Origin of the sequence: Acinetobacter sp. YT-02, from assembly GCF_002412355.1 — a bacterium.
GTDB classification, from domain to species: domain Bacteria; phylum Pseudomonadota; class Gammaproteobacteria; order Pseudomonadales; family Moraxellaceae; genus Acinetobacter; species Acinetobacter towneri.
Map to the genome: position 1 here is coordinate 16728 of NZ_NOZT01000005.1, position 26055 is coordinate 42782.

The following is a 26055-nucleotide window of genomic DNA, read 5'->3' on the forward strand; positions in this document are numbered from 1 at the left end:
TTAAGACTATGCCAGCATATAAAGCCCCATTACACGATATTCGTTTCTTAATGAACGAAGTGCTTGATTACCCGACCCATTACAAAAATCTTTCTAACGGTGAACTTGCAGACGCAGATACAGTCGATATGATTTTAGAAGGTGCAGCAGATTTCTGTGAAAATGTACTTTCTCCACTCAATCAATCTGGCGATGAAGAAGGCTGTCATTTTGAAAATGGCGATGTAACTACACCTAAAGGCTTTAAAGAAGCCTATGACCAATTTGTTCAAGGTGGTTGGCAAGGTCTGTCTTACCCTGAACAGTACGGCGGTCAAAACCTGCCTATGTCACTTAACCTCATCAAATCTGAAATGATGGGTACTGCCAACTGGTCATTCCAAATGTACCCAGGTTTAAGTGTGGGCTGTATCAACACTATTATGCAATTTGGTACTGAAGAGCAAAAAGACACTTATTTACCGCACTTGGTAGCGGGCACATGGTCGGGCACGATGTGTTTGACTGAACCACAATGTGGTACTGACTTGGGTCAGGTCAAAACTAAAGCTGAACCTCAAGCCGATGGCACCTATGCTATTTCAGGCACCAAAATCTTTATTTCTGCAGGTGAACACGACCTGACTGAAAACATTATTCACATTGTTTTAGCACGTCTTCCAGATGCACCTGCGGGTACGAAAGGTATTTCGTTATTTATCGTACCGAAGTTCTTGCCGACTGCAGAAGGCGCTGTGGGTGAACGAAACCCTGTAACTTGTGGCTCTATTGAGCACAAAATGGGGATCCGTGCTTCTGCAACTGCGGTTTTAAACTTTGACAATGCGGTGGGTTATTTGATTGGTGAACCAAACAAAGGCTTACATGCCATGTTTACCTTTATGAATACTGCGCGTATTGGTACAGCAATCCAAGGGATTTGCCATGCAGAATTGGCTTTCCAAGGTGCTTTACCGTATGCCAAAGAACGTATGTCTATGCGTGCACTTTCAGGTAAAAAGGACCCTGAAAAAGCAGCTGATGCAATTATTCACCATGCCGATGTACGTCGTATGCTGTTGACTCAAAAAGCAGTAGCTGAAGGCGGTCGTGCCATGATTTATCATGCTGCACAATTGGCAGACAAAATGAATGATGCCTTAATGCGTGGCGATACCGCTGCCTTTGAAGCACATGATGACCATTTAGGTTTCTATACCCCTATCTTAAAAGGCTTCTTGACTGAAATGGGTTATGAAGCAGCCAACCACGGCATGCAAGTCTATGGCGGTCATGGCTATATTAAAGAATGGGGCATGGAGCAAATTGTACGTGACTCACGTATTTCAACACTTTACGAAGGTACCACTGGTGTTCAGGCACTCGATTTGATTGGTCGTAAAGTCTTATTAAGCTCTAAAGGCAAAGTAATTCGTGACTACACTGCTGAAATTTTAAAATTCTGTGGTCAGCACGCACGTAATAAATACATGCGTCGTTTTGCATGGGACTTGACTAAGCTATGTGCACAATGGAATGCATTAACCGTGCGTATTATGTTGGCAGCACGTAAAGACCGTGACATCGTTTCTAGTGCTTCGGTTGATTTCTTGATGTTCTCTGGCTATGTGATGATGGCTTATTTCTGGGCGCAACAAGCGGCTGTCGCTTCAACCAAATTGGCAGAAGGTAATGGTCAGGAAACACCTGAATTCTATAAAGCCAAAATCAAAGTTGCCGATTTCTACTTTGAGCGTTTATTGCCACGTACCCAAGGTCATGCAGAAGCAATGGTAAATCCATCTAAAACCATGACCGCTTTAGCACCAGAACATTTTAGTTTTGATTACTAAAATTTTCTAAGTAGAAGCAAATAAAAGAGCGCAATATGCGCTCTTTTTTTTATTTACATCACACAATATCTCAGATCTGAATCTTTTTCGGCCACGCATCAAAGAAACGCTTCCAATACCGAGTTTAAAAACACATGCCCTTGCTCGGTACATGCCAGTCGGTTTGGATCATTCTGCAATAATTGACGCTGACGCAAAGTGCCTAAAATATCCTGCATATCGGCTAAATTTAAACCTGTACGAGCAGCATACAGTTTTGCATCTACCCCATCATTCAGGCGCAGCGCATTCATCATAAACTCAAATGGCAACTCTTCTGCGCTAATCGCTTTAAACTGCAAATGCTCTGCAGGCACTTTGGCTAAATAATCTTTTGGCAACCGGGTTTTCTGGAAACGATACACCCCATCAGGCAAAGTCACTTTGCCATGTGCCCCAGCCCCAATCGCCAAATAATCGCCAAACTGCCAATAGTTTAAATTGTGCGCAGACGGCAACTCTTTACGCCATGCAGATACTTCATAATTCACAAAACCTTGTGCTGTTAAACAGGCTTCACCCTGCGCCTGAATTTCTTCCAAGACATCATCTACAGGTAAAATCGGCTGAGTGCGGAAAAACACGGTATTAGGCTCAATGGTCAATTGATACCATGAAATATGCGTTGCACCATGTTCCACTGCCAGTTTTAAATCCTGCAGCGCTTGCTGCAAAGTTTGTTCAGGCAAGCCATGCATTAAATCGACATTAATTCGCTGAAAGCCTGCTTCACGCGCCAAGCCAATTGCAGCAATTGCATCATCATTGGAGTGAATACGCCCTAATTTTTTTAAATGCTCAGTATTGAAACTTTGCACGCCAATTGACAAACGGTTAATCCCTGCAGCCAAATAATCGGTAAAAGGATCATGCTCCACTGTACCTGGATTGGCTTCCAACGTAATTTCGCAGTCATCCTCAAAAGCAAGCACGGCTTTAAGCTGTGTAAATAACCATTGATAACCCTGTGCTGAAATCAGCGAAGGTGTACCACCGCCAATAAAGACACTGTGGATGTTTCGACCCTGCGCAAACTGAGTCTGGGTTTTAAAATCTTCCAGCAAAGCCTGTAGATATTCTTGCTCTAAATCTAAACTCAATTTACCGTCAGGCACAGCATGTGAATTAAAATCACAATACGGGCACTTACGCACGCACCACGGCATGTGGATATATAAGGATAGAGGAATATCAATGGGTTGAAGTGGGTTCAAAGACAGGCTCAATGCAAAATCAAAACAGTGATACAGATTTTAACATGACTACAGCAGGACACCGATGTATTCCCTAGAATTTGCTTTAGACTAGGGTCTATGAAATAAGAAATAATGTGCAAATGATGAAGATATCCAGCCAATTACTATTAATTTTGCCACTGGCGATGGGCATCGGGATTGCAATGGCATTTCAAACTGCAATCAACAGCCAATTGCGTGAATATTTATATTCTCCGCTACAAGCTGCCCTTTTCTCTTTTTTGGTTGGTACAATAGTTTTAGCCATATTAGTATTTTTTCAGCAAGTCGAGAAACCCAACCTCAGTACCTTGCTCAACATCCCTTGGTATTTATGGATTGGCGGATGTTTAGGGGTTTATGCCATCAGCGTGAGTATTTATAGCGCTCCAAAACTAAGTTTGCTTACTTTGTCTGGGGTGATTATTTTTGGACAAATGGTCACCTCAATGCTGATTGATCATTTTGGGTTCTTGGGCACTGAAAAAGTTGCTATCAACTGGCAACGTCTTTTAGGGAGCGTAGTGATTTTTATTGGTGTGCTTCTCACTTTACAACGCTAATACCCAAACGCTAAGCACCTCATGCATTGAGATTTTTTGTGTCAAATATACATTCTGTGACCACGACCCGTTTCGAATTAAAACAGCTTTTTCAACTGATGATTCCAATTTTGGTCACACAATTTGCGCAAGCAGGTTTAGGTCTGATTGATACCATTATGGCAGGTCATATGTCTGCTACTGACTTAGCTGCTATTGCTGTTGGGGTCGGTTTATGGATGCCCATTATGTTGCTGTTCAGTGGCATTATGATTGCCACCACACCCTTAGTCGCCGAAGCCAAAGGTGCGCGTACCCCAGAAAAAATTGCCACCATCGCCCGTCAGTCTTTATGGATTGCATTTATTATAGGCGTGATTGCGGGGCTGATTTTACAACTCATGCCTGCACTATTGCCGTTATTTGGTGTGCCTGAAAATTTACAGCCCAAAGCAGGCTTATTTTTACATGCCATCGGTTTTGGGATGCCTGCCGTGACCATGTATGCTGCCTTACGTGGTTATTCCGAAGCATTGGGTTATCCACGCCCTGTGACTGTGATTAGTCTGTTGGCATTGGTTTTATTGGTACCGCTGAACTTTATGTTTATGTATGGCTGGGGGCCTCTACCTGAACTAGGTAGTGCGGGTTGCGGTTTTGCCACTGCCATTTTGCAATGGTTGATGTTCATAAGTTTGGCATTTTATATTTTTAAAAGTCGCGCCTATCAAAGCACACAGGTATTTAGCAAATGGGAAGCGATTGATGCGGTCTGGATAAAACGTATTTTGCTCTTAGGACTGCCAATTGGTTTAGCTATTTTCTTTGAAGTGAGTATATTTAGTACTGCCGCTATTGTGATTAGCCCTTTGGGAGAAACCAAACTGGCAGCCCATCAAATTGCCATGTCCGTGACCTCACAAATGTTTATGATTCCTATGTCGTTGGCAATTGCCCTAACCATTCGTATTGGTACCTATTATGGCGAACAAAATATTCATGCCATGCGTAAAGTACAAGGCTTGGGCTTTGCAACTGCAACTGTATTTGCCTTTTCCACAATGGCACTGATGTGGTTTTTCCGTCCTGAAATCATTTCAATTTACACCCGTGACCCGCAAGTGGCGCAAGTGACGATGTCTTTATTAATATTTGCGATTGCCTATCAACTCATGGATGCATGGCAAATCAGCGCAGCAGGTTGTTTGCGTGGCATGCAAGACACTCAGGGCCCAATGTGGATTACCATGCTCGCGTATTGGGTTGTGGCCTTCCCCATTGGCGTGTATTTAACCCGTTACAGCAGTATGGGCGCTGCAGGTGTTTGGGTCGGGCTGATTGTAGGCTTAAGTATTGCCTGCGTGTTACTCTTAACCCGTTTATATTTTAATAATCAGCGACTGGAACGCCAGTTTGCCCAATAAACACAGCCCTGAAACATGCTCCAACATACCGCAATACCTTTTGGCATGTTGGGGTTGTCATCCACATAAATGCATTAACAATTAAAAGTAGGCATTTTGCTCACGAACACTTATGATCAAAATACAGTAAAGATGATCTTGAGGAACATCGCATGGCAAAAACGGCGCGTACACCCGGTCGTCGCTTTATGAAACTGGCGGGCATGACCGCAAGTATTGCAACTAAAACCGTATCGAATTCAATTAAAAACCTGACAGCAGATGAACAACAAAAAAATGCAGCACGCAGCCAATTGTTTCAAGATATTGGCGTCCAAATTGCCAATACTTTAGGTGAAATGAAAGGCGCAGTCATGAAAGTTGGGCAAATTGCCTCGCAATATAAAGACATTTTCCCGCCTGAAGTCGCTAAAGCCATCAGTAAGTTACAACGCCAAGCGCCTGCTATGCCTTTTGCCGAAATTAAAGCACAAGTTGAAAAAGAACTCGGTAAACCACTCGATAAAATTTTTAAACACTTTGATGAAACGCCATTTGCAGCCGCTTCGATTGGACAAGTGCATAAAGCCACTTTGCCCAATGGCGAACAAGTCGTGGTTAAAGTGCAATATCCAGGGGTAGATGAAGCCTGTGAAAGCGACCTGAAGCAAGTCCGTTTAGCCCTGCGCTTAATGGGTGTGTTAAAAATAGACCGTAAATTGCAAGACCGTCTGTTTCAGGAAATTCAGGAAAGTTTAGACAATGAACTGAATTATCAAATCGAAGCACAAAACCTTGAAGTAGCACGTACGTTTCATGCGGCTTTGGATGATAAAATTATTATTCCACAGGTTTTCAAAGACTATTCTTCACGGCACATTTTAACCTTAAGTTTGGAACAAGGTGAAAATATAGAAACGGCAAGCACATGGTCACAGCGTACCCGCAACACTTTGGGGCGACGCTTACTGCGTGCCATGGGCCAAGAAATCTTTTATTTAAAACGCTTTCATTGCGACCCGCATCCAGGCAATTTTGCTTTCCGTGAAGATGGTTCAGTCATTATTTACGACTACGGCGGCGTCAAAACTCTATCGAGCGATGTAGTACATCATTTTAGACAACTGATTCATGCCGCACGTGCACAAGACATTGCCGAAATTGAACAGCATTTAGATGCGTTGCAGGCAATTTCTGCACGGGGTAAATTCCCTGAAGATTTATATCTGCAATGGCTAGAAGTGTTGATGCGCCCACTGACCACACATTATGACTTTGCAGAAAACTCTGCCCACCATGATGGGGTTGAACTGGTCAAAAGTTCGCTGAAATACTGGGATGTCTTCAAACCTTCGCCCGATACCCTCATGGTGAATCGTACTGTATCTGGACATTATTGGAATCTGATTCATTTAAAAGTGCACGACAATTTAAATGATATTTTTGAAGAGTTGGTTCCACCACGAGATTAAACTCAGCGTTTCACTGAACAAGGTGATGTTAAAAATAAAGCCCAGAGATGGGTTTTATTTGTCAATTTTAATGTTATGTTATAACATTTCTTTAAATAAATTTATCATCTCACCTTTTTGTTCGGAGAAATCCTATGCGTCCAGATATCCATCCTGAATATCGTGAAGTTTTATTCCACGACACCAATGCCAATGCCTACTTTGTTATTGGTAGTACCCTGCAAAGCAGTCAAACTAAAGAGTATGAAGGCAAAGTTTATCCTTATGTGACTTTGGATATTTCTAGTGCTTCACATCCGTTCTATACAGGTGAGCAACGTCAAACCAGTAACGAAGGTCGTGTGGCGAGTTTCAATAAACGTTTTGCACGTTTCAAACGCTCACAATAACTTCATATTCAGTTAAGTTTTCTATTTTATAGTTTAATCATAGCCCAATTGCTTAGCGCCAAGCTGAGCAGTTCTCTATCTTCAAAGCCCAAGCACTCTCCTCCAGCTTGGGCTTCTTTTTATCTGAAAAGCAAATATAAGCAGTTAATGTTTTAACACTTGTTGAATGCTATAAAAACCTACAACCAGAAAAATCACCCCAAAAACCACGCTCGACATGGCATAGCCAAAAGCTAAACCGTGCTGTCCTTGCCGTAACAGTTGCCAAGTTTCCAAACCTAAGCTAGAAAATGTGGTAAACCCACCTAAAACTCCAACCATCAGCAATAAGCGGGCTTCCTGCTGCAACACAGGATATTTCTGACTCAACGCAAAAAATACACCTGCCAAAAAGCAGCCAAACAGATTAACCGACCACGTTGCCCATGGAAAATGCTGTGCCGATTTAAATAAATACAGGCTTGCGGCATAACGTAAACTTGCCCCCAATGCACCGCCAATTGCCACCAATAGCCAATTCATCTGTTCTGCTGTCCTTTTTTGCGGCTATGTCGTGTATTTCTCACAGCCATAATTTTTAGTCACACGTGATCTCACTCTGTATTTCAAGATATTCTTGCCCGAAGCATCCATATCTTTGCTCAGATTTTACATCTTCCTAAATCACATAAGTTAAATACACGAAAAAGTTTTCCACTCAAAACTAAATTGCGCTAGTCTGCATATTATTTCAATTTAGGCACATGTGGAGGAAGTCATGGCAAAAGAATTATTGGCTCAACTTGACGCAGGTAACGCAACATTTGCCGATGTGATTGCATTCATTGAAGCACACTATAACCACACCCCAACCGCATTTAAAAATGGACAACAAAACAATGCTGCCACTGAAAATCAGGGCAGCGCCAAAGTGTTTTCTTTTGCTCAGTTAAAAAGTTTAGATCAAGCACAAACCCTCAGTTTGTTTGCAGAACACTATGCCTCGGTACGTGCAAACCCGACAGGCAGTGACCACCAAAATATTCGCCAGTTTATGCAACATGGCTGGGATGGCATCAAATTTGAAGGACAAGCACTCAGCGCCAAATAATTTTGAGTATTTTAGTTTTAAATTTAGATAGGAAAGCCGTGCGATACTGATTATAAACAGCCTCACACGGCTTTTTATTTTAAGAAAATTATAGATTTTTTGCTGCTAAATCTCACAACAATTCAAGCTGTTTAGCAAAATCAAACACATCAAGAAATACGTACCCGACAATGCCATTCTTGTATTGCGGTTTTTTCCCATGCTCGGGCATGTTTCACGTGGAGCAATTCCTGACCAGCCTTGATTGCCTGAAAATAAAATATTTTTTGTCCGCCTTGCCCTACTTGGGCAGAAGATGAAGCTTCAGCAGTGTGATAAATACTTTCTACATCAAATAATGTCAGCGGCTCTACCAAACTCCATTGATAGCCTGTGCTTGGGTTTTCATTTAGTTGTAATTCTAAAGTTTGTCCGACATCCATCTCTAACAATGCGGGACATTGCTGCTGCGCTGTAAATTTAAAAGTTTGCCCATCAATGCTTGAATTCATACCTGTGCATGCGCTTAAGCCCAATGACACAACACATCCACTCAAACCCATGCGCAAATAGCAATTCATCACCCTGTCCTAACTTTTAACCTTTTCAATCCACTGAATTGAACTGACGCGAAATACCTCACAAGCACCATCCCCCGTATCGGTAGGAGTAAGCGATGATGTCCAGACCAAATCCTGATCTTTGACTTCCACCAACTCCCCTTTTAAACGTACCAAATCGCCACGTTTGACCTTCTTAATTTCTTTGGCAATTTGTGGGTTGGCAGGAATGATGTGCATATTGGAGACCATTTGCATGGCTTGTTCCGCAGGTACGGGCAAACGATCTATTTTCCAGTTTAAATAGCGGTCATATTGATTGACCGTGATATGACGGGCAATTTCAGGCTCAGCAAATAAGCCCCAACTTACCGCATAATCAATGGGGGAAAATTTGGCTTGGGCATCATGTTGATAGGTTTTAGAACCCAAAATCCGAAAATCACCTTTAAAAGGTTGTAAGACTTCAATCGACTGACCTTTCACCACAGGTGGTAAGCCTTTGGCAATATTACGCTCAACCGAAGCATAGCCAGAACATGGCAAAGCCAAAGTCAGCAATAATGCGGTCAGTTTGAGTGAAATATGCTTTTTCATCATGGTCATCAGCCCATCAAATTCATGTATTCAGCTTTTTATCTTAGCGCCAGATCATGAATACAATAGTTGAAATTAGTAACAAAATGCAGTCTTTGGCATGTACTGACATAGCAAAAGTACAGACTTTTCAGCTAAGCTCAAAGGCAATAAAAAGGAATGATTAGATTAAAATATGCTGTACCGACTTTATCAAAAACATATTTTTCCGCACCTGCTCAATCAAGTCATGCAAACCCCATCGCTCATGGATTTGCGCCGTGAACTTTTATTGGGCGTGTCAGGTGAAGTGTTGGAAATAGGCTTTGGTACAGGGATCAATTTAGCTTTTTATCAAAATGTCGATACGGTTTATGCCTTAGAGCCCAATGCAGCCGTCTTTCAACTGGCACAGGAACGAATTGACGCAGCCCCCTTTTTAGTTGAGCACATTGCTGCAAGTGCAGAACAACTCCCTTTTGCCGATGAACAACTACAGCATGTGGTGTCTACTTGGACGCTGTGCAGCATCGCAGATTTGGCACAAAGTTTGCGGGAAATTTATCGAGTACTACAACCTGGTGGTACTTTGCATGTGGTGGAGCATGTGCTGAACCGACAAAGCCTAAGTATTCAGCGTTTACAGCACCTGCTCACCCCTATTCAAAAGAAAGTTGCAGATGGCTGCCATCTAAATCGTGATATTGAAGTCGCCCTACTCGAAACGGGTTTTGAATTAGGCGAAGTCCGCTATATCGATGTTGCAGGCATTCCAAGTCTTGCACAGCGTATGTTATTGGCACGGGTGCATAAACCTAAATGATAAATTGAAGTCATCACTTTAAAATCTAAATGCGAAGACTTTGCTTCAATAGCTAAAGCCAATTATGCCTCTTACATTACCATGCACCCCACAAAGATGACGTCATGTCACGTTGTTGCAGCGTGAATGATGTTTAATCATCATCTTGAAAATCAATGCGGATGGTTTCAAAACGAATTTTACCCTGCTGAATTGCCTGAGCGATGGCTTGCTGGCCTTTGGTCAGACGCGCACCACCACTTTTAATATCAATTAAGACAATGGCAATATCTTCGGCACGTCCGTTGCCATCCCGATAATCGGTATAACCATCAAACACCACATAATCGACAGGATCACCTAAAAATTTGGCGTCACTGGGTAAATACTGAAATTCAGGCATAATCGGTGCCAGCTGCTCTGCCATTTTGCCTTTTAACACCGCACGGCTGGTATTTACACTGCGCTTTTGCGCCTGCAATAACGCCTGCTGATGAGCCAGTTCAATTTCTGCAATATATTGCTCATACTCAGCTTTAATCCGCCCGTTACGGCTATTACTCAAAATCAGCGTGGTCAACACTACGCCTATACATGCCCCAATCAGCATGGCCATCCAAATTGACATTTAACCTTCTAATCCTGAATTTTTTCAGTTCTCTTTACGACTTTTGTCAACTGTCATATTCCGAGCATAAAACAATGCTATGCTAGGAGTGAGCAGCGTAAAATCGATTCGAGGGTCATGAAAACTATATTAATTGCCAACCAAAAAGGTGGCTGTGGTAAAACCATTACGGCTATTAGTTTAGCATCTGCACTTGCACAAAAAGGCTATAAAGTTGCCTTAGCTGATGCCGACAACCAAAAATCTGCGCTACAGTGGTTAAAACAACGACCAGAAACAGCCGCCCCAATTCAAAGTCTGGACTGGCGTCACGAAAAGTCGATTGGTGATGCACCTAAAAATATTGAATACTTAATTATTGATGCACCTGGGGCATTATCGGGTGAGCATGCTGAACAATTGGTCAGTGAAGCGCATGCTATTATCACGCCGCTACAACCTTCGTTTTTTGATATTGACTCCACTCGTCGCTTTTTAAAGCATTTACAAGATATTAAGCGCATTCGCAAAGGCAAGGTACAAATTTTATTACTGGCCAACCGTGTCAAACCAAACTCTGCCAGTTCTAAAGATATTCAGGACTTTTTCCAAAAAATTGAACAGCAGCCTGTGGCTTGGATTTCAGAACGCGCCGCTTACGGACAATTGGCCATGCAGGGTCTCAGTATTTTTGATAAAACTCAAAAGACTTATTTACAGATGCAAGATCAATGGCAACCTGTGTTAAACGCCATAGTAGATGACCCTAGCCAATGGTTTTAAAGCCTAGAATACCCCCTGTTTAGGGTTTATTCACCAGAACTTACCAAGCTCTCGTTTTCGGGAGCTTTTTTTTCAGTTAATATGGCACATGACCTTAGGAATGTTTCAGTGAATTCAGTGCAACAGTACGCGCCAACATTACAAAAAATTTTATTGTTTGGACTGTTTTTTGTCCTGATGTTTTTGGGTTTTCATATACTCAAATACTTCATTGTTCCTGTTGTTTGGGCAGCAATTATTGCCTACATGAGCTGGCCACTGTATCAGTCGGTGCTACGTCTATGCGGTCATCGTCCTACACTCAGTGCAGCCCTAATGATGCTGTTGGTCACGTTGGTAGTAGGTATTCCACTCACCTTTGCCATTTTTATTCTGCAACATGAAGGTCGCAATTTATATTACGAATTGCAAAAACAGGTCTTTTCTGGGCATTTAGATGTGCCTGATCTTATTCGTAATTTACCGATTATCGGAAAAGAAGTCACCCGCACTCTCAAAGAAATTAACCACGATCCCAACAGTATTGTGCAGTCTATTTCCTTATGGATTCAGGGACATTTAAACTACGGAAAAGTGGTCATTAATGAGGTCAGTAAAAATCTGATTAAACTGGGTTTTGCCCTGTTATCGCTCTTCTTTTTCTATCGTGATGGTCACACCATCTTGCATCAAGTCAGCAAGGCTTTAGAAATGGTGATTGGGCCACGTATTCACCACTATTTAGATACCATTTCTGAAACCACACGTGCCGTGGTGTATGGGGTTGGTCTTACGGCAATTGCACAGGCCTTATTGGCAGGTGTAAGTTATTTTGTGGCCGATGTACCTAACCCAATGGTACTGACAATTGTGACCTTCTTATTTGCGCTGATTCCCTTTGGCCCACCGCTGGCTTATGGTTCGGTATCCTTATGGTTATTCACCCAAGGGCATACCATGGAAGCCATTGGCGTTATGGCTTGGGGCGTGTGTGTAGTCAGCACGGCAGATAACGTCATCCGACCTTTGGTGATTTCAGGTGCGACCCAAATTCCATTCTTATTGATTATGTTTGGTGTACTGGGTGGTATTGCTAGCTTTGGCTTAATTGGTCTGTTTATTGGCCCTGTTATTTTGGCCGTGTTACTGGCCATTTGGCGTGAATGGTTGCATGAAAATAATCAACCCGAAGCTTTAATGATGCCGAAAGCCACACTTGCCCACGACCTACCCGAAGACGATTCATCTTCCAATTCAAAGCTTGATTAAGCTTTCTTTCTGATCATATTGCTCACATGACTGTGTTGATCTGAACAAATCAGCTCAACACAGTACATACATTCCACTACGCAAACGTTGTATTGTAACGTGGCTAACTTTGTTTCAATCAAGACATCCCTAAATATTATGCACAACAAACAGGATGTCTTTTATGCGCTCAATACTCCAATTTGCTAGTCTTGCTGCTTTTAGTGGTCTCGTACTCATGGGCTGCAGCACCACTGCAACCTCACAAGAAAAATCAAAATTAGTGAAAATGCATGCTGTTTCAGCACAAGGTATTGGCAAAGAATTAGGTACGGTTGAACTGCGTGACAGTGCAGCAGGCTTAGTTATTCACACCCAACTCCAGCAACTCCCTGCAGGTGAACGTGGTTTTCATATCCATGAAAAAGGTTCATGTGCAGCAGCAGAAAAAGATGGAAAAATGGTTGCTGCTTTGGCAGCGGGCGGTCATTTTAATCCGAAAAATGTCCCGCATCATGGTACACCACTAACAGGACATTTAGGTGATTTACCTGCTTTAAGTGTTGCAAGCGATGGAACAGCCAAAGTAACCGTGATTGCACCACGTTTAACATTGGCACAAGTTGAAGGATTGGCCTTGATGATTCATGCAGGCGGTGATAACTATGCCGACCATCCAAAACCATTGGGCGGCGGCGGTGAGCGAATTGCCTGTGGGATTATTTAAGCGAGCATGATGCATTTTCAATAAAACATTTATTACCAATTGTGGATAAGTTAAGGGTTATACACATGCCTTTCGACTTATCCGCAAAAAGTAAAATTTATCTTTTTGAGGATTATTCTCAAACGACGCTCAATGCAGGTCTTCTTGCTTTATATCGGTCGTCTTTCATAACCACACTTACTCGTTTTTGAATAACTTGCTACTAATTTGCAAAAAATTAGCTCAATTTTGCAGCCATCGTATCTAGCTCATCAATGTGCAGAGCTCCCAACAGCTCGTCTTTGCGATTGTCACTATTTGCGCTACACTGCTGTTTTATCGACATGAAAAAGATTTGGGCATGAACATTAAAACATTACGTTGGGTTGGGTTCCTAGAAGGTATTTCATTCTTATTGTTGTTATTTATTGCTATGCCCATGAAATATATGTTCGATAACCCAATTTTAGTGAAATATGTAGGTATGGGACACGGCGTATTGTTTATCGCATTTTTAGTGGTGCTTTTTGTGGTTTGTGAAAAACAAAAATGGTCTCTTAAAATGTTTATTTTGGGCTTAATTGCTTCAATTTTACCTTTTGGCCCATTTGTTTTTGATGCTAAATTGAAAAAGATGGAACAACCAGTACAAGCTTAATCTGCAAGTCCTTTTCAGCTTTCATCATATTACACATTTTCTCAACTTTAATTTATAAATCAAATGTTTGCAAGGTGATGCCACATCACCTTGTTTTATGATGCAGCTGAAAAATTTAACCCCTTAAAACTGCCCTGCAGCAACTCGCTCCTGCATCACCTGTTTAAGCATCATGCGTGGCAAACTAAACCAGAGCGTTATCAGCACCAAACAAGCCAAACTATACGCCCAAATATCAAACCGCATATATAAAACACGCACCAGTTCAATCACAATAAAAAAGCACAGCATCAATATCATTGAAACACTAGCAGCAACAGTACCTTTAGACACTTCCGATGACATTAAAGCGAAACGGTATAAGACTGAGAAGCTCATTCCCTCACCAAAACTAATCAAGCTCATACCAATCACCAAACACCAAACAAAATAGCTTTGCCAAATTGCCCCCAATACGATCAGCACACTACCCAACAACATTAAAGGTAAACCAATCAAGACTGTTTTTCCTAAAGGTAAACGGTCAATGACTTTCATCAGTACCAGATTGCCTAAAATCAAACCACCCAAAACAGGAAACTGCGCCAAACCGTATTGCAGACTACTAAAGCCTAACTCTTCCACCAACATCACAGGAGATAACGCAATCCACAACATTAAAGGCATGCTCAATAAGGGCAGCGCCAATGTCAAACCTAAGAATCTGGTATTTTGAAAAACTTGTTTAAAATCATCCCATACATCTCGAAATGGAGGTTTGGGAATACGCTGCTGATTTTCAGGCATTTTGGCTTTCAGTCCAAACCAACTCAAAAATGCCAACAGTGCTATGCCGATAAAACCCCAATGCCAAGAAACATGCTCAATCATAAATGCACCTAAGACTGGGCCGAGCAAGGGAGCAAGTAAAGAGACGTTCGCCATGAGCGCCATGACTTTAATTGCATCACGTTCTGCAAAGTTTTCCTGAATAGCCGCATAACCGACTGCACTAATGACTGACAAACCAAAACCTTGAAAAAAACGAAGAACAAGGAAGCTTTCAATGTTCTGAGTCAATAAAATCAATAAACAGGTTAGGGTAAAAAATGCCACGCCGCCCAATAATACTTTTTTGCGTCCCAAACGGTCAGAGAGTGGCCCCAATAACCACGCCACACAAGCACCCCCCAGCAAATAAAATGACATGGACGAAGCTGCCCATGCACTACTGACACCAAAATCTTGTGTGACGGCCAACATCGCGGGTTGAACCAAGTCATTGCCAATATAAACCGCGAACTCAAACAAGACCAAAGCCAAGGGAAACATGAGTGTGGCACGTTGAATGGTATTTTTTTGCTGCTGTGGCATGAGTTATAAAGGACAAAACGATGCAAGTCAGCCGCGTTTAGCCCATAAAAATAGAAAATTGAGCTGCAGTTTAACAGAGTTGAATGGCAAATTTATGGCGCATTTTTTAAGTCCGTTAAATAAATTGCGGCACTTGATGTGACATCAGACCAAGTTAAGCATCACCTCCTTCAGCGGGTTAAGGCGATACAGTATTGCCCAATTCATAATGTGAAAATACCGAAAGCACAGGATAAAAATCACCCACGGCAAAACGGCTATCATTGCGGTGTAGAAATGCTAGAGTTTTGATGGACATGCTGCGCTCACACGTTTTTGAATCGAATGAAGTCATCCTAAATAAAAGCTGTGGATAACACGAGTATTATCCTCAGACGCTGTGTTACATTTTTAGAACATCATGCAAGATTTACCTAAGCACTACAGCAATTTAAGGACATTTTTTACTTTGGAAAGTCTTGGTATTTTTACCCCGTGCGCATAAGTAAGCGGTTTGCACATCACCCTGCTGCCATTGTCCATTAATATTTTTAAAGTGATAAATACTACGAATTGAACGTACCGAATCATCCATTAAGCCTGTTTCGGTAATTTTTACTTCTGCCGCAGTTGGTGCTTCGACACGGTTAAAGTATTGACGAATTTCAACGGTAGCCAATTCTTTACGCAAATCTGGACGTTGTTTGAGTACCTGCGCCAAAGGTGTTTCTGCAGGCGTAACTTGTGAAATAATATTCTGTGTAGTCGCACAGCCTGACAATAACGCAACACCCAATGCGGAAACCGTGATTAAACGCAACATAACTCCTCCAAAATGTTGATTATTATTTATGCTTCTATGATGCCTTGTTCGAGCAGAAACGCTAGAACAGAAATGTAAAATTAAAACAGCGGCATAAAAAAACGCATCACGAGGATGCGTTTTTCAATTCACTTAAATAAATGAAAGGCGAAAGGAATTACAAATCAAATAATTTGCCTGGGTTCATAATGCCTTGAGGGTCAAAAACCTTTTTCAACGCTTTCATATATTCAATTTCTTCAGCTGAACGTGAATATTCCAAATATGGTTTTTTGGTCATGCCTACACCGTGTTCTGCAGAAATAGAACCATCATATTTCTTCACAGTATCAAATACATACTTATTTACCACCTGACATTTGGCAAAGAATTCGTCTTTGCTTAAATCGGCAGGTTTTAGAATGTTCAGGTGCAAGTTACCATCACCAATATGGCCGAACCAGCAAATTTCAAAGTCAGGATAGTTTTCTGCCACAATTGCATCAATTTCCTGAATAAATGCAGGAACATGAGTAATCAATACTGAAATATCGTTTTTATATGGAATAAACGGTGCAATCGACTCAGAAATGTCTTCACGCAAACGCCATAAACTTTCAACTTGGTCTAGGCTTTGGCTCAATACGCCATCCATTACCCAGCCTTGTTCCATACAGTGTTCGAAAATTTCCATCGCCTTGTCCATAATTGGCTCAAATGGCGCTTCAAATTCGAGCAACACGTAAAATGGACATTCGGTTTCAAATGGACGTTGCACATGACCATGATCTAAAACTTTTTGCATCGCCAATTCACCAAAGAATTCAAATGCAGTCAGATCAATTTTGGCTTGGAAGGCATGTAATACAGGCATCACCGAATTAAAATCAGGCACGCCCAACACCATGACTTGTAAATCTTGGGGTTGACGTTCTAGCTTAATTTCTGCTTCGGTCACCAGACCAAGTGTACCTTCACCGCCAATAAATAAATGTTGCAGTGCATAACCCGTTGCGTTTTTGATCATGCCTTTGTTCAGACGCAGGATATCTCCTTTGCCTGTTACCACAGTCAGACCCAACACCCAGTTACGGGTCATGCCGTATTTAATGACTTTAATACCGCCCGCATTGGTACCAATATTACCGCCAATTTGTGAAGAACCTGAAGATGCAAAATCGACTGGATAATACATGCCTTGTTCTTCGGCATAGTTTTGTAGTTGCTCAGTCACCACACCCGCTTGCACACGTACCATACGGTCTGCAGGGAAAAATTCCAAGATTTGGTTCATCTTGTCCATGCTGACGACAATTTCACCATTGGCTGCCACCGCACCCGCAGATAAACCTGTACGTCCGCCCGATGGAGTAATGGCCACATTAAACTCATTCGCCAGTTTTACAATGGCTTGTACTTGCTCTGTGCTTGATGGGAAAACGATGACCGATGGTTTCGGATCAAAATGCTTTGTATGGTCACGACCCCAGTTTTGGAGGCTATCGGCATCCGTTTTAATACGGTTTTCACCGACTATTGCCGTTAATTGGGTCAATAACTCAGGGGTTAAAGCGACTGGAGCATTCATCGTTTGCAGACCTAGCAAGAATTAAACAGGAAGAAAAGCGACTGTCTGCATATCTTGATCAATTTGAAGATACTGCAGACTAAATATGTGCATCAAAGCAACAGCGTGGGTTGGCTTTCATGTGTGCCGCTTATTATAAGCGATTTTTTTGAAAAACCTGTGAATATTGGCAATTCCGATAATATAACGTGGTAAGAACAGGGTAATTTTGGGCAATATTTCTGAAAGAGATTATATCTGACAAAAAATACCTGCACTCTTGGTCATAAAGGAAATGTATATCGACCCATCTCCTATGTTATCATACCGCCACTAAATTTGGCCTTTGTAGCGGAGCCGTAATGAGCCAACATCTTTCACTACCTAAAGATAAAATTCGTTTCTTGTTGTTAGAAGGCGTACACCAGAACGCAATCGACGTGTTAAATGCAGCGGGTTATACCAACATCGATTATCGTAAAACGGCGCTTGAGGGCGATGCGTTAAAAGAAGCGATTAAAGATGCGCATTTCATTGGAATTCGTTCACGTACACAGCTAACTGAAGAAGTTTTTGAAGCTGCGAACAAACTAATTGCGGTAGGTTGTTTCTGTATTGGTACAAACCAAGTGAACTTAACTGCAGCAATGGAACGTGGTATTCCAGTTTTCAATGCCCCTTATTCAAACACCCGTTCGGTTGCAGAATTGGTATTGGCTGAAGCAATTTTATTGCTACGTCGCGTACCTGAAAAATCAACCGATACACATGCAGGTGGCTGGAACAAGTCTGCAGTCGGTTCATTTGAAACACGTGGTAAAACTTTAGGTATCGTGGGTTACGGTTCAATTGGTTCTCAACTTTCAGTATTGGCTGAAAGCTTGGGTATGCACGTAATTTATTATGATGCTGTGACCAAATTACCGTTAGGTAATGCACGTCAAGTTGGCTCTATGAGCGAATTATTGGCAAATGCTGACGTGGTTTCTTTACACGTTCCAGATGTACCATCTACCCGCAATTTCATGGCAAAAGAACAATTTGCACAAATGAAAGAAGGCGCAATTTTCATTAACGCGGCACGTGGTACTTGTGTGGTGATTGAAGATTTGGCAGATGCCATCAAATCTGGTCATATTGCAGGTGCTGCAGTTGACGTATTCCCGAAAGAACCAAAAGCCAATGGTGAAGAATTTGTTTCCCCACTACGTAACCTACCAAACGTGATTTTAACACCGCACGTGGGTGGTTCGACCATGGAAGCGCAAGCGAACATTGGTTTAGAAGTGGCAGAGAAATTTGTTGCATATTCAGATAAAGGTATGACTTTGTCTGCAGTGAACTTCCCTGAAATTGCACTGCCATTGACTGAAGGCAAGCACCGTTTATTGCATATTCACCAAAACATTCCAGGTGTATTGTCTAAAATCAACAACTTGTTTGCTGAACACGGCATCAACATCTCTGGTCAGTCACTTATGACCAAAGGTGATGTCGGTTATTTAGTGATGGATGTTGATGCGACTGCATCTAAAGAAGCACTAGATACTTTACACGAAGTTGAAGGCACAATTCGCGTACGTGTCTTGTTCTAAGACCACACGCTGATGCTACAAAAAACCACAGTCTTAGCACTGTGGTTTTTTATGCCTGATCTATGAGTAACCTTGAGTTGCCACAGCCCTGTATTTTTAAACTTGCTATAATCTGCCTGACCTTCCCATTTCCACACTGTTGAGTATTTTTCTGCCCCATGCCAAACGCCCAACTCACTGCGGTGTTGTTCATGGTTTTATCCATGATCTCCTATCAAATCAGTGCTTCTTTTGCCAAACAATTGTTTCAGGTGCTTGACCCGCTTACTGTGACAATTTTACGGCTGTGCTTTGCCAGTGTAATTGTGGCAATCATGTTTCGCTCATGGCAAATTCTGTCACGGCTCGCACATTTAAAATGGCGTGATTTATTGTGCTATAGCGCCGCCTTGGGCTTAATGAATATTCTGTTTTATCTATCTTTAGGTAAATTGCCACAAGGTATTGCGGTGGGTTTAGAGTTTGTCGGGCCTTTGGGCTTGGCTTTATTGTCCATTCAAAACCGTAAAGATTATATCTGGGTGTTCTTGGCCATTTTAGGCATTATTTTCATGGTGCCATGGGGACAAGCTCACGGCGATAATTTTAGCATCTTGGGCGCAGCCTTCGCTTTGGGTGCAGGTCTATGCTGGGCCTTTTATATTTACTTTGGCCAAAAAGTGGTACAGCAAAATATTGGCATGCATGCACTAACCATCGCCATCAGTATTTCGGCTTTGGCCCTAATTCCATTTGGATTGTATAACAATGCCCCTGCACTTTTTGAAACCCAGTATTGGGGCAAGGCGCTTGCCATTGCAGTGCTTGCCACGGCCATTCCTTATGCGCTGGATTTACAGGCCTTAAAACAACTCAGCAAAATGAGTTATGGCACACTTTCCAGTTTATCGCCTGCTTTGGCTGCACTGACAGGCTTGGTATTGTTGGGTGAGAAAATTACTTCACTGCAATGGATTGCCTTATGCTGCATTATGTTAGCTTCGGTGGGCGTTACTTTTAGAGCAGTAAAAAAATCCAAACAGCCGCAGAATGTTTAAATCAGAAAAATGCTTAAACCAAACTGTCTTTAGGCATCTGTTGGTATTTTTCATATTCTGCCAAATATTGCTTGGCTAGACTTTGTTTTTGCTGTTCAGACAAAATTTTGCCTGCCTGCTGAAAAAAGCCATGTTCTTCTTCTTTTAAATGATGATGCACTTTATCTGACAGTTGCTTGGCAATTGCCAGCCAACCCGTGTTGCTCATTTCCGTTTCGGTTAATTGTTCGAGTAATTCATCCATTTGATGATGCTCTGCCAAAGCATGGCGAGTGATATTTAAACCCGCATCAGTCATCATTAAGGGAATATAAAAATAGCGATCTTCTGCCACTGCATGCGCAAATAATTCATTTTTAAGTTGTTCAAATACCGCTCTACGTTCAGGGCTATCACCTGAAGTTTGCGTCAGTTGGCGGGCTAAATCTCGTTGGATGTCGTGACTTTGGCGTAAAGCTTCAAAAATATTCATGTGCAGCCCTCTATTTTTAACCCATGCGCGGCGAACAGATTGATAAGAATCTACTCACACATCCACATCGGTTTTGGAGTCAGTTTTGATTTCGTTTTTTAATCCTCTAGCTACTGTATAGAGGATCAATCCAAATTCCTGCAACTATTTGTATAGAAAGCTTTAATTCACTTACCCACTTTATTCAAGTTATGTATCTGAGCAAAATTTAGAGATTTAAAACCCGTTTCGGTACCAAGCGCTTTTTATCTGTAATTTCAGCCAAACCTAAACACTTTTCACCATCAAAGACCAACACTTGCGTTGCTGCAGGATGGTCAATATTACTTTCCATGCCACGACTAAAATATTCAGCGCGTCCTTCAGGGACTTGAATGTGTAGAAAATGCTGCACAGGTGCATACGCAGGCAGCAATAAAGCCTCACGTTCTGCTTCACTTAAACTTTCCAAATATTCAATGCTATAACTCGGAATCAGGTCAAAATGTCCCGTTTTAATCCGATGCAAATAGGTCAAATGTCCATAAGTACCCAAGGCTTTGGCAATGTCTTCACCTAAAACACGAATATACGTGCCTTTAGAACAAGTTACATCCAAAGTGATGCTCTGTTCTGTAAAAGACAGCAATTCAATGGCATAAATTGTGACTGGACGCGCTTCACGTTCAATTTCAATGCCTTGTCGCGCTAATTCATATAACGGACGACCTTCTTTTTTTAAGGCAGAATACATGGGCGGAACTTGCATAATATCGCCCTGAAATTGTGCCAATACCTGTTCAATGCGCTCTTGGCTCAATGCAGGTACAGCCTGCTGCAACAGCACTTCACCCTCGACATCTCCCGTGGTGGTGCTGTGTCCCAATTGAATGGTAGTTTGGTAGCATTTCACCGAATCGAGTAAATAGTGCGAAAATTTGGTCGCTTCACCCAAACAAATCGGCAGTAAACCCGAAGCCAATGGATCTAATGCTCCTGTATGCCCTGCTTTTTGCGCCCGATATAACCAACGCACTTTTTGTAACGCTGCATTGGAACTGATGCCCAAAGGTTTATTCAATAAAAATACACCACTAATGGCACGACGCTGGATTTTAGCCGCAGATGATTTCATAGCACACATAGGTCAAAGCAAAACTGCGTCATGGTAACAATCTGCCGCGATAAATGACAACATTTCTAGAACAGCGACTTACTTTTATGGCATATTTGAGCGCTTAGGATTAAAAAAATAAAATGGATAAACAGGTGCATTGAAATGCAGAAACATAAAATATGGATTGTTTTAGGCGTAGTGATACTGCTGATTGCGGCTTTGGTGTATTGGCTGATGCCACAATCAAACTCCCCCGATACATCACCCCAGCAAAGCTCAAATGATGAAACATCTCAAGCTTTGAGCATGCAGCAAGCCATGCAAAATAACCCTGCTGCAAATTTTTTAAGCCCAAGTCAGCAGGACACCGAAGTCAATTGTCAGCTTAAACTGGATGCAAGTAATCGTCTGATTGTGAATGAACAAACCCGCAATTGTTTTGAATATTTTATTACCCAATATGGCGAAAAGAGCCTTGAAGCAATCAGTACAGATTTTAAAGCCTATATTACGCAAAGCCATAAAGAGCCTGCTTTATCGCAAATTTTAGATTTATGGCAGCGTTATTTAGACTACAGAAATGCGTTGGGGCAACTGCAAACACCGAACTTGAGTCAGGAAGATCCGCAATATTACCGCAGCATTTTTAGCAATATGCAAAACCTGCGTAAACAGTATTTTTCAGATTATGAAATTGAAGGTTTATTTGGTACGGAAGATATCTACCACGAATACACCTTAAAACGTATGGCGGTGATGGATGATAAAAAATTGTCCGAAGCTGAAAAAGCGCAGAAATTACAAGAATTATTTAAACAACTCCCGCAAGATTGGCAGGAGAATTTAGAACAGTTAAATACTTTACAGGATTTGCGCAGTTTAACCGCAGCAATTAAAGCACGCGGCGGCTCTGCTGCTGAAATTCGACAAATGCGTTTAAATCTGGTTGGCCCTGAAGCCACCCAGCGTTTAGAACAATTAGATGGGCAACGCAGTCAGTGGAAATCACGAGTAGAGGATTATTTAAGTACGCGTGATCAAATCATGCAAAGTGGAATGAATGATCAAGCCAAGCAACAAGCCGTGAAACAATTACGCGGACAGCATTTTCAAAATCCACAAGAGCAATTGCGTTTAGAAACCTTTGAACAGGTACATGATCAAGGTGGAAAATTACCTTTTGCTGACTAACATATCTACATAGGAAACTGGGGCATTCAACATGCCCTATTTTTATGCCTGAAAAGCTGTTTTAGTACAAGCTCACCACAACGATTTAATATACAAATGTCTATAAATATTAAATAGATATCAATATGCATGTAGATTTACAAATCTCTGGGACAATGCGCAATAACTGTCCCCAAATGATATGTTTTTTCTAAATTACGCATGAAAAAATACCTGAGCGTACAAAAAATAGTCGAGGATGACTCACAATAATGTGCCGTAACCAACGGCAATTTGCATATCTGAGCTTTCAGGAGGGAAGCGAAGCCACCACTTCACTTGTAATAAAAATAAAGAACACAGGATTGTTTTATGACCATCATCTCTAACATACGGGCAATTACATTGGCTGTCACTGGCTGCTTGCTCGGTTCAATGGGTGTCGCTCAAGCTGCTCCAAGCGTGTTGCCTATTCAGGAACAGGCCAAATCTGACTATGCCAAAACCAAATATCCATTGCTTATGGTCCACGGCTGGCTCGGTTGGTCACGCATTGGCAATGAAACCTTTAATATGGATTATTGGTATCAAATTTTGCCAGATATGGCACGTAATGGCGCAACCGTTTTTGCTTCACAACTCTCCCCTGCACATCGTACTGAATTTCGAGGTGAACAACTGATTGCCCAAGTCGAAGAAGTCATGGCAATCACTGGAAAATCCAAAGTCAATTTAATTGGTCACTCACATGGTGGCCCAACAGTACGTTATGTAGCTGCGACCAAACCTGAATATGTGGCATCAATTACGGGCGTTGCAGGTACATTCCGTGGCTCCAAAGTTGCCGATGATATTCAAAATAATCGTTTATCACGCACCGCGTTTAATATTTTAGGCGACTATATGGTGGCGCCTCTCATTACTTGGGCGCAGCAACAGCCAGACATGCCTGTCGATTTTGATGCATCGATGGCTTCTTTAACCGAAACAGCGTCTGCAGATTTTAACCGTCGTTTTCCAACCACAGCCTTGGCCGCAAATTGCAGCAGCAGCGGTGCCAAAGTAGATCGCGGGATTCATTACTATTCATGGACAGGTGTAGCACAAGCCACCAATTTACTGGATATTGACACTGTTTTAACGCAACTCGGCCCACTGTCTTATGGCAATTTAGACAACGATGGCATGGTCGCACGTTGTAGTACCCACATTGGACACGTCATTCGTGACAACTACCGACTAAATCATACCGACCTTGCCAACATGATGTTTGGCTTAACGGGCTTGTTTGCACCTGACCCAGTTGCACTGTATCGACAACATGCCAACCGATTAAAATTACAAGGTTTGTAATAGTAAAGCTCATTTCAATCTTGGCAAAACCATCTTCCTGTACTTGAAACTCAAGTGCAAGAAGTTCAATAACCATGAATCATTCAGAACTTGCAATCTAGCAAATTTCCTGAATAATGATATTTGACAATAGATATTGTCATGCTAGGAAAGCACAATAAAATAGAGGATGTTATATGAAATATGGATTATTCATTGCAGGCTTAATTGCGGCTAGTACCTTCAGTACCGCGCACGCATCCAATGCAGAACAGGTCAAATCTAACTTCGTGATCTCCAGTTATGCCAAAACCAAATATCCGATTGTGTTTACTCACGGTATGGCAGGCTTTATCAATATTGGTGGAGATCAGTTAGGTGTCGATTATTGGTACCAAATTTTACCCAATTTAGCACGTAACGGTGCCAACGCTTGGGCAACCCGCGTATCTCCTTTTAACTCATCGGAAGTTCGTGGTGAACAACTGGCACAACAAGTCGATGAAATTCTTGCAATTACAGGTGCAAGCAAAGTCAACCTAATTGGTCACTCGCATGGTGGGCCAACCATTCGTTATGTTGCAGGCGTGATGCCGTCTAAAGTCGCATCGCTGACTGCTGTCGGTGCACCAAATAAAGGCTCGCCTGTGGCCGACTTTATTCTAAAAGTACAAGGCACACCACTCGAAAAGCCATTAATGGATATGGTCAATTTAGTTTCCAAAACCATCACTTGGGCACAAGGTTTAGACCCAAACAGCTATCCACATGATTCGTTGGCGAGTGCAAAAAGCTTAACTTTGGCTGGCTCAGCACAATTTAACAGCAAATTCCCAATGGGTATGCCAACGACGAGTTGTGGTGAGGGCGCTTATCAAGAAAAAGGCATCCAGTTCTATTCATTTACGGGTAATACGGCTGTTACCAATATACTTGATCCAGACTCAGCCATGCTGGCGACCAGTTTATTGATTGATAATGGCCGTGATAATGATGGTTTAGTATCACGTTGCAGTGCCAAATTTGGTAAAACCATTCGTGATAACTACTATTGGAACCACTTGGATGAAGTCAATCAAGTCTTGGGCATGAAAGATATCTTTGCCCCAGATCCTGTCGATGTCTACCGTCAACATGCTAACCGCCTAAAACTACAAGGTTTATAAATTCAAATAGCACACATAAAAAAATGCGCCTAAACGGCGCATTTTTTAGCTGTAACGCAAAGTTAAAATTAACCTTGTTTACGTGCTGGTAATTTCTCACGAATACGTGCAGCTTTACCAGACAATTCGCGTAGGTAATAAAGTTTAGCACGACGAACGTCACCACGACGTTTCACTTCGATTTTCGCAACGATTGGAGAGTGAGTTTGGAAAACACGCTCAACACCAACACCGCTAGAAATTTTACGTACTGTGAACGCAGAGTTCAAACCACGGTTTTTCTTCGCAATTACCACACCTTCAAATGCTTGAAGACGCTCACGATCACCTTCTTTTACTTTTACTTGAACGATAACTGTATCGCCTGGTGCAAAAGCTGGGATGTCTTGCTTAAGCTGTGCATTTTCAACAGCTTGTACTAAAGGATGCTTACCACTCATGGGGTATCTCCAGTATGTGTGGGTCAGAAGAGGTCTGATTTCCACTGGGTCTAGAGGCTAAAGCGCATAGGCCCGATTGACTTTCCCTTTATGCCTGACCGCTTCAATGCATAAAGAGCCTATTTAAGACTACAAACCAACTGCCT

28 protein-coding genes and 1 pseudogene are annotated in these 26055 nt (G+C 42.0%); 16 read left to right on the top strand and 13 right to left on the bottom strand.

Annotated features, from left to right (window positions below):
* The first annotated feature begins 8 nt into the window (after positions 1-8).
* Positions 9-1832, top strand: coding sequence for an acyl-CoA dehydrogenase C-terminal domain-containing protein (locus CF596_RS03385; RefSeq protein ID WP_096901237.1), 1824 nt, complete (start codon positions 9-11; stop codon positions 1830-1832).
* A 98-nt stretch (positions 1833-1930) separates the two neighbouring features.
* Here the strand turns inward: CF596_RS03385 and hemW are convergent, their stop codons facing one another.
* Complete coding sequence (gene hemW, locus CF596_RS03390) at positions 1931-3085, bottom strand: radical SAM family heme chaperone HemW (RefSeq protein ID WP_096901238.1); 1155 nt, start codon at positions 3083-3085, stop codon at positions 1931-1933.
* A gap of 122 nt (positions 3086-3207) precedes the next feature.
* On the opposite strand from hemW, the gene CF596_RS03395 reads away from it, so the two are divergent.
* The 4 genes from CF596_RS03395 (at position 3208) to CF596_RS03410 (ending at position 6912) form a co-directional block, all read left to right on the top strand.
* Positions 3208-3669, top strand: coding sequence for a DMT family transporter (locus CF596_RS03395; protein WP_096901301.1), 462 nt, complete (start codon positions 3208-3210; stop codon positions 3667-3669).
* A 38-nt stretch (positions 3670-3707) separates the two neighbouring features.
* Complete coding sequence (locus CF596_RS03400) at positions 3708-5072, top strand: MATE family efflux transporter (RefSeq protein WP_096901239.1); 1365 nt, start codon at positions 3708-3710, stop codon at positions 5070-5072.
* 152 nt (positions 5073-5224) lie between these two features.
* The gene (locus CF596_RS03405) at positions 5225-6523 is read left to right on the top strand and encodes an AarF/ABC1/UbiB kinase family protein (RefSeq protein ID WP_096901240.1); all 1299 of its coding nucleotides are present in this window, start codon (positions 5225-5227) and stop codon (positions 6521-6523) included.
* A gap of 134 nt (positions 6524-6657) precedes the next feature.
* Complete coding sequence (locus tag CF596_RS03410; RefSeq protein WP_096901241.1) at positions 6658-6912, top strand: type B 50S ribosomal protein L31; 255 nt, start codon at positions 6658-6660, stop codon at positions 6910-6912.
* A gap of 144 nt (positions 6913-7056) precedes the next feature.
* Here CF596_RS03410 and crcB read toward each other — a convergent pair whose 3' ends face one another.
* Entirely contained in the window at positions 7057-7434 is a 378-nt protein-coding gene (gene crcB, locus CF596_RS03415) for a fluoride efflux transporter CrcB (protein ID WP_096901242.1), read from the bottom strand.
* Positions 7435-7669: 235 nt separating this feature from the next.
* Between crcB and CF596_RS03420 the strand changes: the two genes are divergently transcribed.
* A complete protein-coding gene (locus CF596_RS03420; RefSeq protein WP_096901243.1) occupies positions 7670-8002 on the top strand; it encodes a HopJ type III effector protein in 333 nt (110 codons plus the stop codon).
* 149 nt (positions 8003-8151) lie between these two features.
* On the opposite strand, the gene CF596_RS03425 is transcribed toward CF596_RS03420, so the two are convergent.
* Positions 8152-8562: a protease inhibitor I42 family protein gene (locus CF596_RS03425; protein WP_096901244.1), complete on the bottom strand. Its 411-nt coding sequence runs from the start codon at positions 8560-8562 to the stop codon at positions 8152-8154.
* A gap of 9 nt (positions 8563-8571) precedes the next feature.
* Positions 8572-9138 (bottom strand): hypothetical protein, encoded by a 567-nt coding sequence (locus CF596_RS03430; protein ID WP_171287417.1) that lies wholly within the window; start codon positions 9136-9138, stop codon positions 8572-8574.
* Positions 9139-9313: 175 nt separating this feature from the next.
* On the opposite strand from CF596_RS03430, the gene CF596_RS03435 reads away from it, so the two are divergent.
* Positions 9314-9940, top strand: coding sequence for a class I SAM-dependent methyltransferase (locus CF596_RS03435; protein WP_096901245.1), 627 nt, complete (start codon positions 9314-9316; stop codon positions 9938-9940).
* Positions 9941-10073: 133 nt separating this feature from the next.
* Here the strand turns inward: CF596_RS03435 and CF596_RS03440 are convergent, their stop codons facing one another.
* Entirely contained in the window at positions 10074-10547 is a 474-nt protein-coding gene (locus tag CF596_RS03440) for a Holliday junction resolvase-like protein (protein WP_096901246.1), read from the bottom strand.
* A gap of 117 nt (positions 10548-10664) precedes the next feature.
* Here CF596_RS03440 and CF596_RS03445 point away from each other — a divergent pair, with 117 nt between their 5' ends.
* From CF596_RS03445 to CF596_RS03460, 4 genes are all read left to right on the top strand, one after another.
* Complete coding sequence (locus CF596_RS03445; protein ID WP_096901247.1) at positions 10665-11309, top strand: ParA family protein; 645 nt, start codon at positions 10665-10667, stop codon at positions 11307-11309.
* 108 nt (positions 11310-11417) lie between these two features.
* A complete protein-coding gene (locus tag CF596_RS03450) occupies positions 11418-12557 on the top strand; it encodes an AI-2E family transporter (protein WP_096901248.1) in 1140 nt (379 codons plus the stop codon).
* 163 nt (positions 12558-12720) lie between these two features.
* The gene (gene sodC, locus CF596_RS03455; protein ID WP_096901249.1) at positions 12721-13263 is read left to right on the top strand and encodes a superoxide dismutase family protein; all 543 of its coding nucleotides are present in this window, start codon (positions 12721-12723) and stop codon (positions 13261-13263) included.
* Positions 13264-13603: 340 nt separating this feature from the next.
* Positions 13604-13900, top strand: a complete 297-nt coding sequence (locus tag CF596_RS03460) for a DUF3817 domain-containing protein (RefSeq protein ID WP_004974548.1) — start codon at positions 13604-13606, stop codon at positions 13898-13900.
* Positions 13901-14023: 123 nt separating this feature from the next.
* Here the strand turns inward: CF596_RS03460 and CF596_RS03465 are convergent, their stop codons facing one another.
* From CF596_RS03465 to CF596_RS03480, 4 genes and pseudogenes are all read right to left on the bottom strand, one after another.
* Entirely contained in the window at positions 14024-15253 is a 1230-nt protein-coding gene (locus CF596_RS03465) for an MFS transporter (protein WP_096901250.1), read from the bottom strand.
* A 181-nt stretch (positions 15254-15434) separates the two neighbouring features.
* Positions 15435-15545: pseudogene (locus tag CF596_RS03470) on the bottom strand (pirin family protein); the annotation flags it as partial.
* Positions 15546-15683: 138 nt separating this feature from the next.
* Positions 15684-16055 (bottom strand): hypothetical protein, encoded by a 372-nt coding sequence (locus tag CF596_RS03475; protein ID WP_004974545.1) that lies wholly within the window; start codon positions 16053-16055, stop codon positions 15684-15686.
* Between the two features lie 157 nt (positions 16056-16212).
* Positions 16213-17622 carry an FAD-binding oxidoreductase gene (locus CF596_RS03480; RefSeq protein WP_096901251.1) on the bottom strand — a complete coding sequence of 470 codons (1410 nt, stop codon included), beginning with the start codon at positions 17620-17622 and terminating at the stop codon, positions 16213-16215.
* A 341-nt stretch (positions 17623-17963) separates the two neighbouring features.
* Between CF596_RS03480 and serA the strand changes: the two genes are divergently transcribed.
* Positions 17964-19196 (top strand): phosphoglycerate dehydrogenase, encoded by a 1233-nt coding sequence (gene serA / locus CF596_RS03485; protein ID WP_096901252.1) that lies wholly within the window; start codon positions 17964-17966, stop codon positions 19194-19196.
* 49 nt (positions 19197-19245) lie between these two features.
* Here serA and CF596_RS14700 read toward each other — a convergent pair whose 3' ends face one another.
* Positions 19246-19401: a hypothetical protein gene (locus CF596_RS14700; RefSeq protein WP_162164694.1), complete on the bottom strand. Its 156-nt coding sequence runs from the start codon at positions 19399-19401 to the stop codon at positions 19246-19248.
* Here CF596_RS14700 and CF596_RS03490 point away from each other — a divergent pair.
* On the top strand, positions 19355-20233 hold the full coding sequence (locus CF596_RS03490; RefSeq protein ID WP_096901253.1) for an EamA family transporter: 879 nt from the start codon (positions 19355-19357) through the stop codon (positions 20231-20233). The two genes, CF596_RS14700 and CF596_RS03490, sit on opposite strands and share 47 nt — an antisense overlap.
* A 13-nt stretch (positions 20234-20246) precedes the next feature.
* Here CF596_RS03490 and CF596_RS03495 read toward each other — a convergent pair whose 3' ends face one another.
* On the bottom strand, positions 20247-20705 hold the full coding sequence (locus CF596_RS03495; protein WP_096901254.1) for a hemerythrin domain-containing protein: 459 nt from the start codon (positions 20703-20705) through the stop codon (positions 20247-20249).
* A 208-nt stretch (positions 20706-20913) separates the two neighbouring features.
* Positions 20914-21819, bottom strand: coding sequence for a tRNA pseudouridine(55) synthase TruB (truB, locus tag CF596_RS03500; protein ID WP_096901255.1), 906 nt, complete (start codon positions 21817-21819; stop codon positions 20914-20916).
* A gap of 144 nt (positions 21820-21963) precedes the next feature.
* On the opposite strand from truB, the gene CF596_RS03505 reads away from it, so the two are divergent.
* From CF596_RS03505 to CF596_RS03515, 3 genes are all read left to right on the top strand, one after another.
* Entirely contained in the window at positions 21964-22992 is a 1029-nt protein-coding gene (locus tag CF596_RS03505) for a lipase secretion chaperone (protein WP_096901256.1), read from the top strand.
* 414 nt (positions 22993-23406) lie between these two features.
* The gene (locus CF596_RS03510) at positions 23407-24324 is read left to right on the top strand and encodes a triacylglycerol lipase (RefSeq protein ID WP_242439123.1); all 918 of its coding nucleotides are present in this window, start codon (positions 23407-23409) and stop codon (positions 24322-24324) included.
* A gap of 176 nt (positions 24325-24500) precedes the next feature.
* Positions 24501-25469 carry a triacylglycerol lipase gene (locus tag CF596_RS03515; protein WP_096901258.1) on the top strand — a complete coding sequence of 323 codons (969 nt, stop codon included), beginning with the start codon at positions 24501-24503 and terminating at the stop codon, positions 25467-25469.
* A gap of 68 nt (positions 25470-25537) precedes the next feature.
* Here the strand turns inward: CF596_RS03515 and rplS are convergent, their stop codons facing one another.
* Positions 25538-25909 carry a 50S ribosomal protein L19 gene (gene rplS, locus CF596_RS03520; protein WP_004974529.1) on the bottom strand — a complete coding sequence of 124 codons (372 nt, stop codon included), beginning with the start codon at positions 25907-25909 and terminating at the stop codon, positions 25538-25540.
* Between the last annotated feature and the right edge of the window lie 146 nt (positions 25910-26055).

Bases quoted from the DNA above. Each gene is read 5' to 3' on its own strand.
- CF596_RS03385 (WP_096901237.1), top strand. From the start codon at position 9: ATGCCAGCATATAAAGCCCCATTACACGATATTCGTTTCTTAATGAAC.
- CF596_RS03395 (WP_096901301.1), top strand. From the start codon at position 3,208: ATGATGAAGATATCCAGCCAATTACTATTAATTTTGCCACTGGCGATG.
- CF596_RS03405 (WP_096901240.1), top strand. From the start codon at position 5,225: ATGGCAAAAACGGCGCGTACACCCGGTCGTCGCTTTATGAAACTGGCG.
- CF596_RS03410 (WP_096901241.1), top strand. From the start codon at position 6,658: ATGCGTCCAGATATCCATCCTGAATATCGTGAAGTTTTATTCCACGAC.
- crcB (WP_096901242.1), bottom strand. From the start codon at position 7,434: ATGAATTGGCTATTGGTGGCAATTGGCGGTGCATTGGGGGCAAGTTTA.
- CF596_RS03420 (WP_096901243.1), top strand. From the start codon at position 7,670: ATGGCAAAAGAATTATTGGCTCAACTTGACGCAGGTAACGCAACATTT.
- CF596_RS03425 (WP_096901244.1), bottom strand. From the start codon at position 8,562: ATGAATTGCTATTTGCGCATGGGTTTGAGTGGATGTGTTGTGTCATTG.
- CF596_RS03430 (WP_171287417.1), bottom strand. From the start codon at position 9,138: ATGAAAAAGCATATTTCACTCAAACTGACCGCATTATTGCTGACTTTG.
- CF596_RS03435 (WP_096901245.1), top strand. From the start codon at position 9,314: ATGCTGTACCGACTTTATCAAAAACATATTTTTCCGCACCTGCTCAAT.
- CF596_RS03440 (WP_096901246.1), bottom strand. From the start codon at position 10,547: ATGTCAATTTGGATGGCCATGCTGATTGGGGCATGTATAGGCGTAGTG.
- CF596_RS03445 (WP_096901247.1), top strand. From the start codon at position 10,665: ATGAAAACTATATTAATTGCCAACCAAAAAGGTGGCTGTGGTAAAACC.
- sodC (WP_096901249.1), top strand. From the start codon at position 12,721: ATGCGCTCAATACTCCAATTTGCTAGTCTTGCTGCTTTTAGTGGTCTC.
- CF596_RS03460 (WP_004974548.1), top strand. From the start codon at position 13,604: ATGAACATTAAAACATTACGTTGGGTTGGGTTCCTAGAAGGTATTTCA.
- CF596_RS03465 (WP_096901250.1), bottom strand. From the start codon at position 15,253: ATGCCACAGCAGCAAAAAAATACCATTCAACGTGCCACACTCATGTTT.
- CF596_RS03475 (WP_004974545.1), bottom strand. From the start codon at position 16,055: ATGTTGCGTTTAATCACGGTTTCCGCATTGGGTGTTGCGTTATTGTCA.
- CF596_RS03480 (WP_096901251.1), bottom strand. From the start codon at position 17,622: ATGAATGCTCCAGTCGCTTTAACCCCTGAGTTATTGACCCAATTAACG.
- serA (WP_096901252.1), top strand. From the start codon at position 17,964: ATGAGCCAACATCTTTCACTACCTAAAGATAAAATTCGTTTCTTGTTG.
- CF596_RS03490 (WP_096901253.1), top strand. From the start codon at position 19,355: ATGCCAAACGCCCAACTCACTGCGGTGTTGTTCATGGTTTTATCCATG.
- CF596_RS14700 (WP_162164694.1), bottom strand. From the start codon at position 19,401: ATGGATAAAACCATGAACAACACCGCAGTGAGTTGGGCGTTTGGCATG.
- CF596_RS03495 (WP_096901254.1), bottom strand. From the start codon at position 20,705: ATGAATATTTTTGAAGCTTTACGCCAAAGTCACGACATCCAACGAGAT.
- truB (WP_096901255.1), bottom strand. From the start codon at position 21,819: ATGAAATCATCTGCGGCTAAAATCCAGCGTCGTGCCATTAGTGGTGTA.
- CF596_RS03505 (WP_096901256.1), top strand. From the start codon at position 21,964: ATGCAGAAACATAAAATATGGATTGTTTTAGGCGTAGTGATACTGCTG.
- CF596_RS03510 (WP_242439123.1), top strand. From the start codon at position 23,407: ATGGGTGTCGCTCAAGCTGCTCCAAGCGTGTTGCCTATTCAGGAACAG.
- CF596_RS03515 (WP_096901258.1), top strand. From the start codon at position 24,501: ATGAAATATGGATTATTCATTGCAGGCTTAATTGCGGCTAGTACCTTC.
- rplS (WP_004974529.1), bottom strand. From the start codon at position 25,909: ATGAGTGGTAAGCATCCTTTAGTACAAGCTGTTGAAAATGCACAGCTT.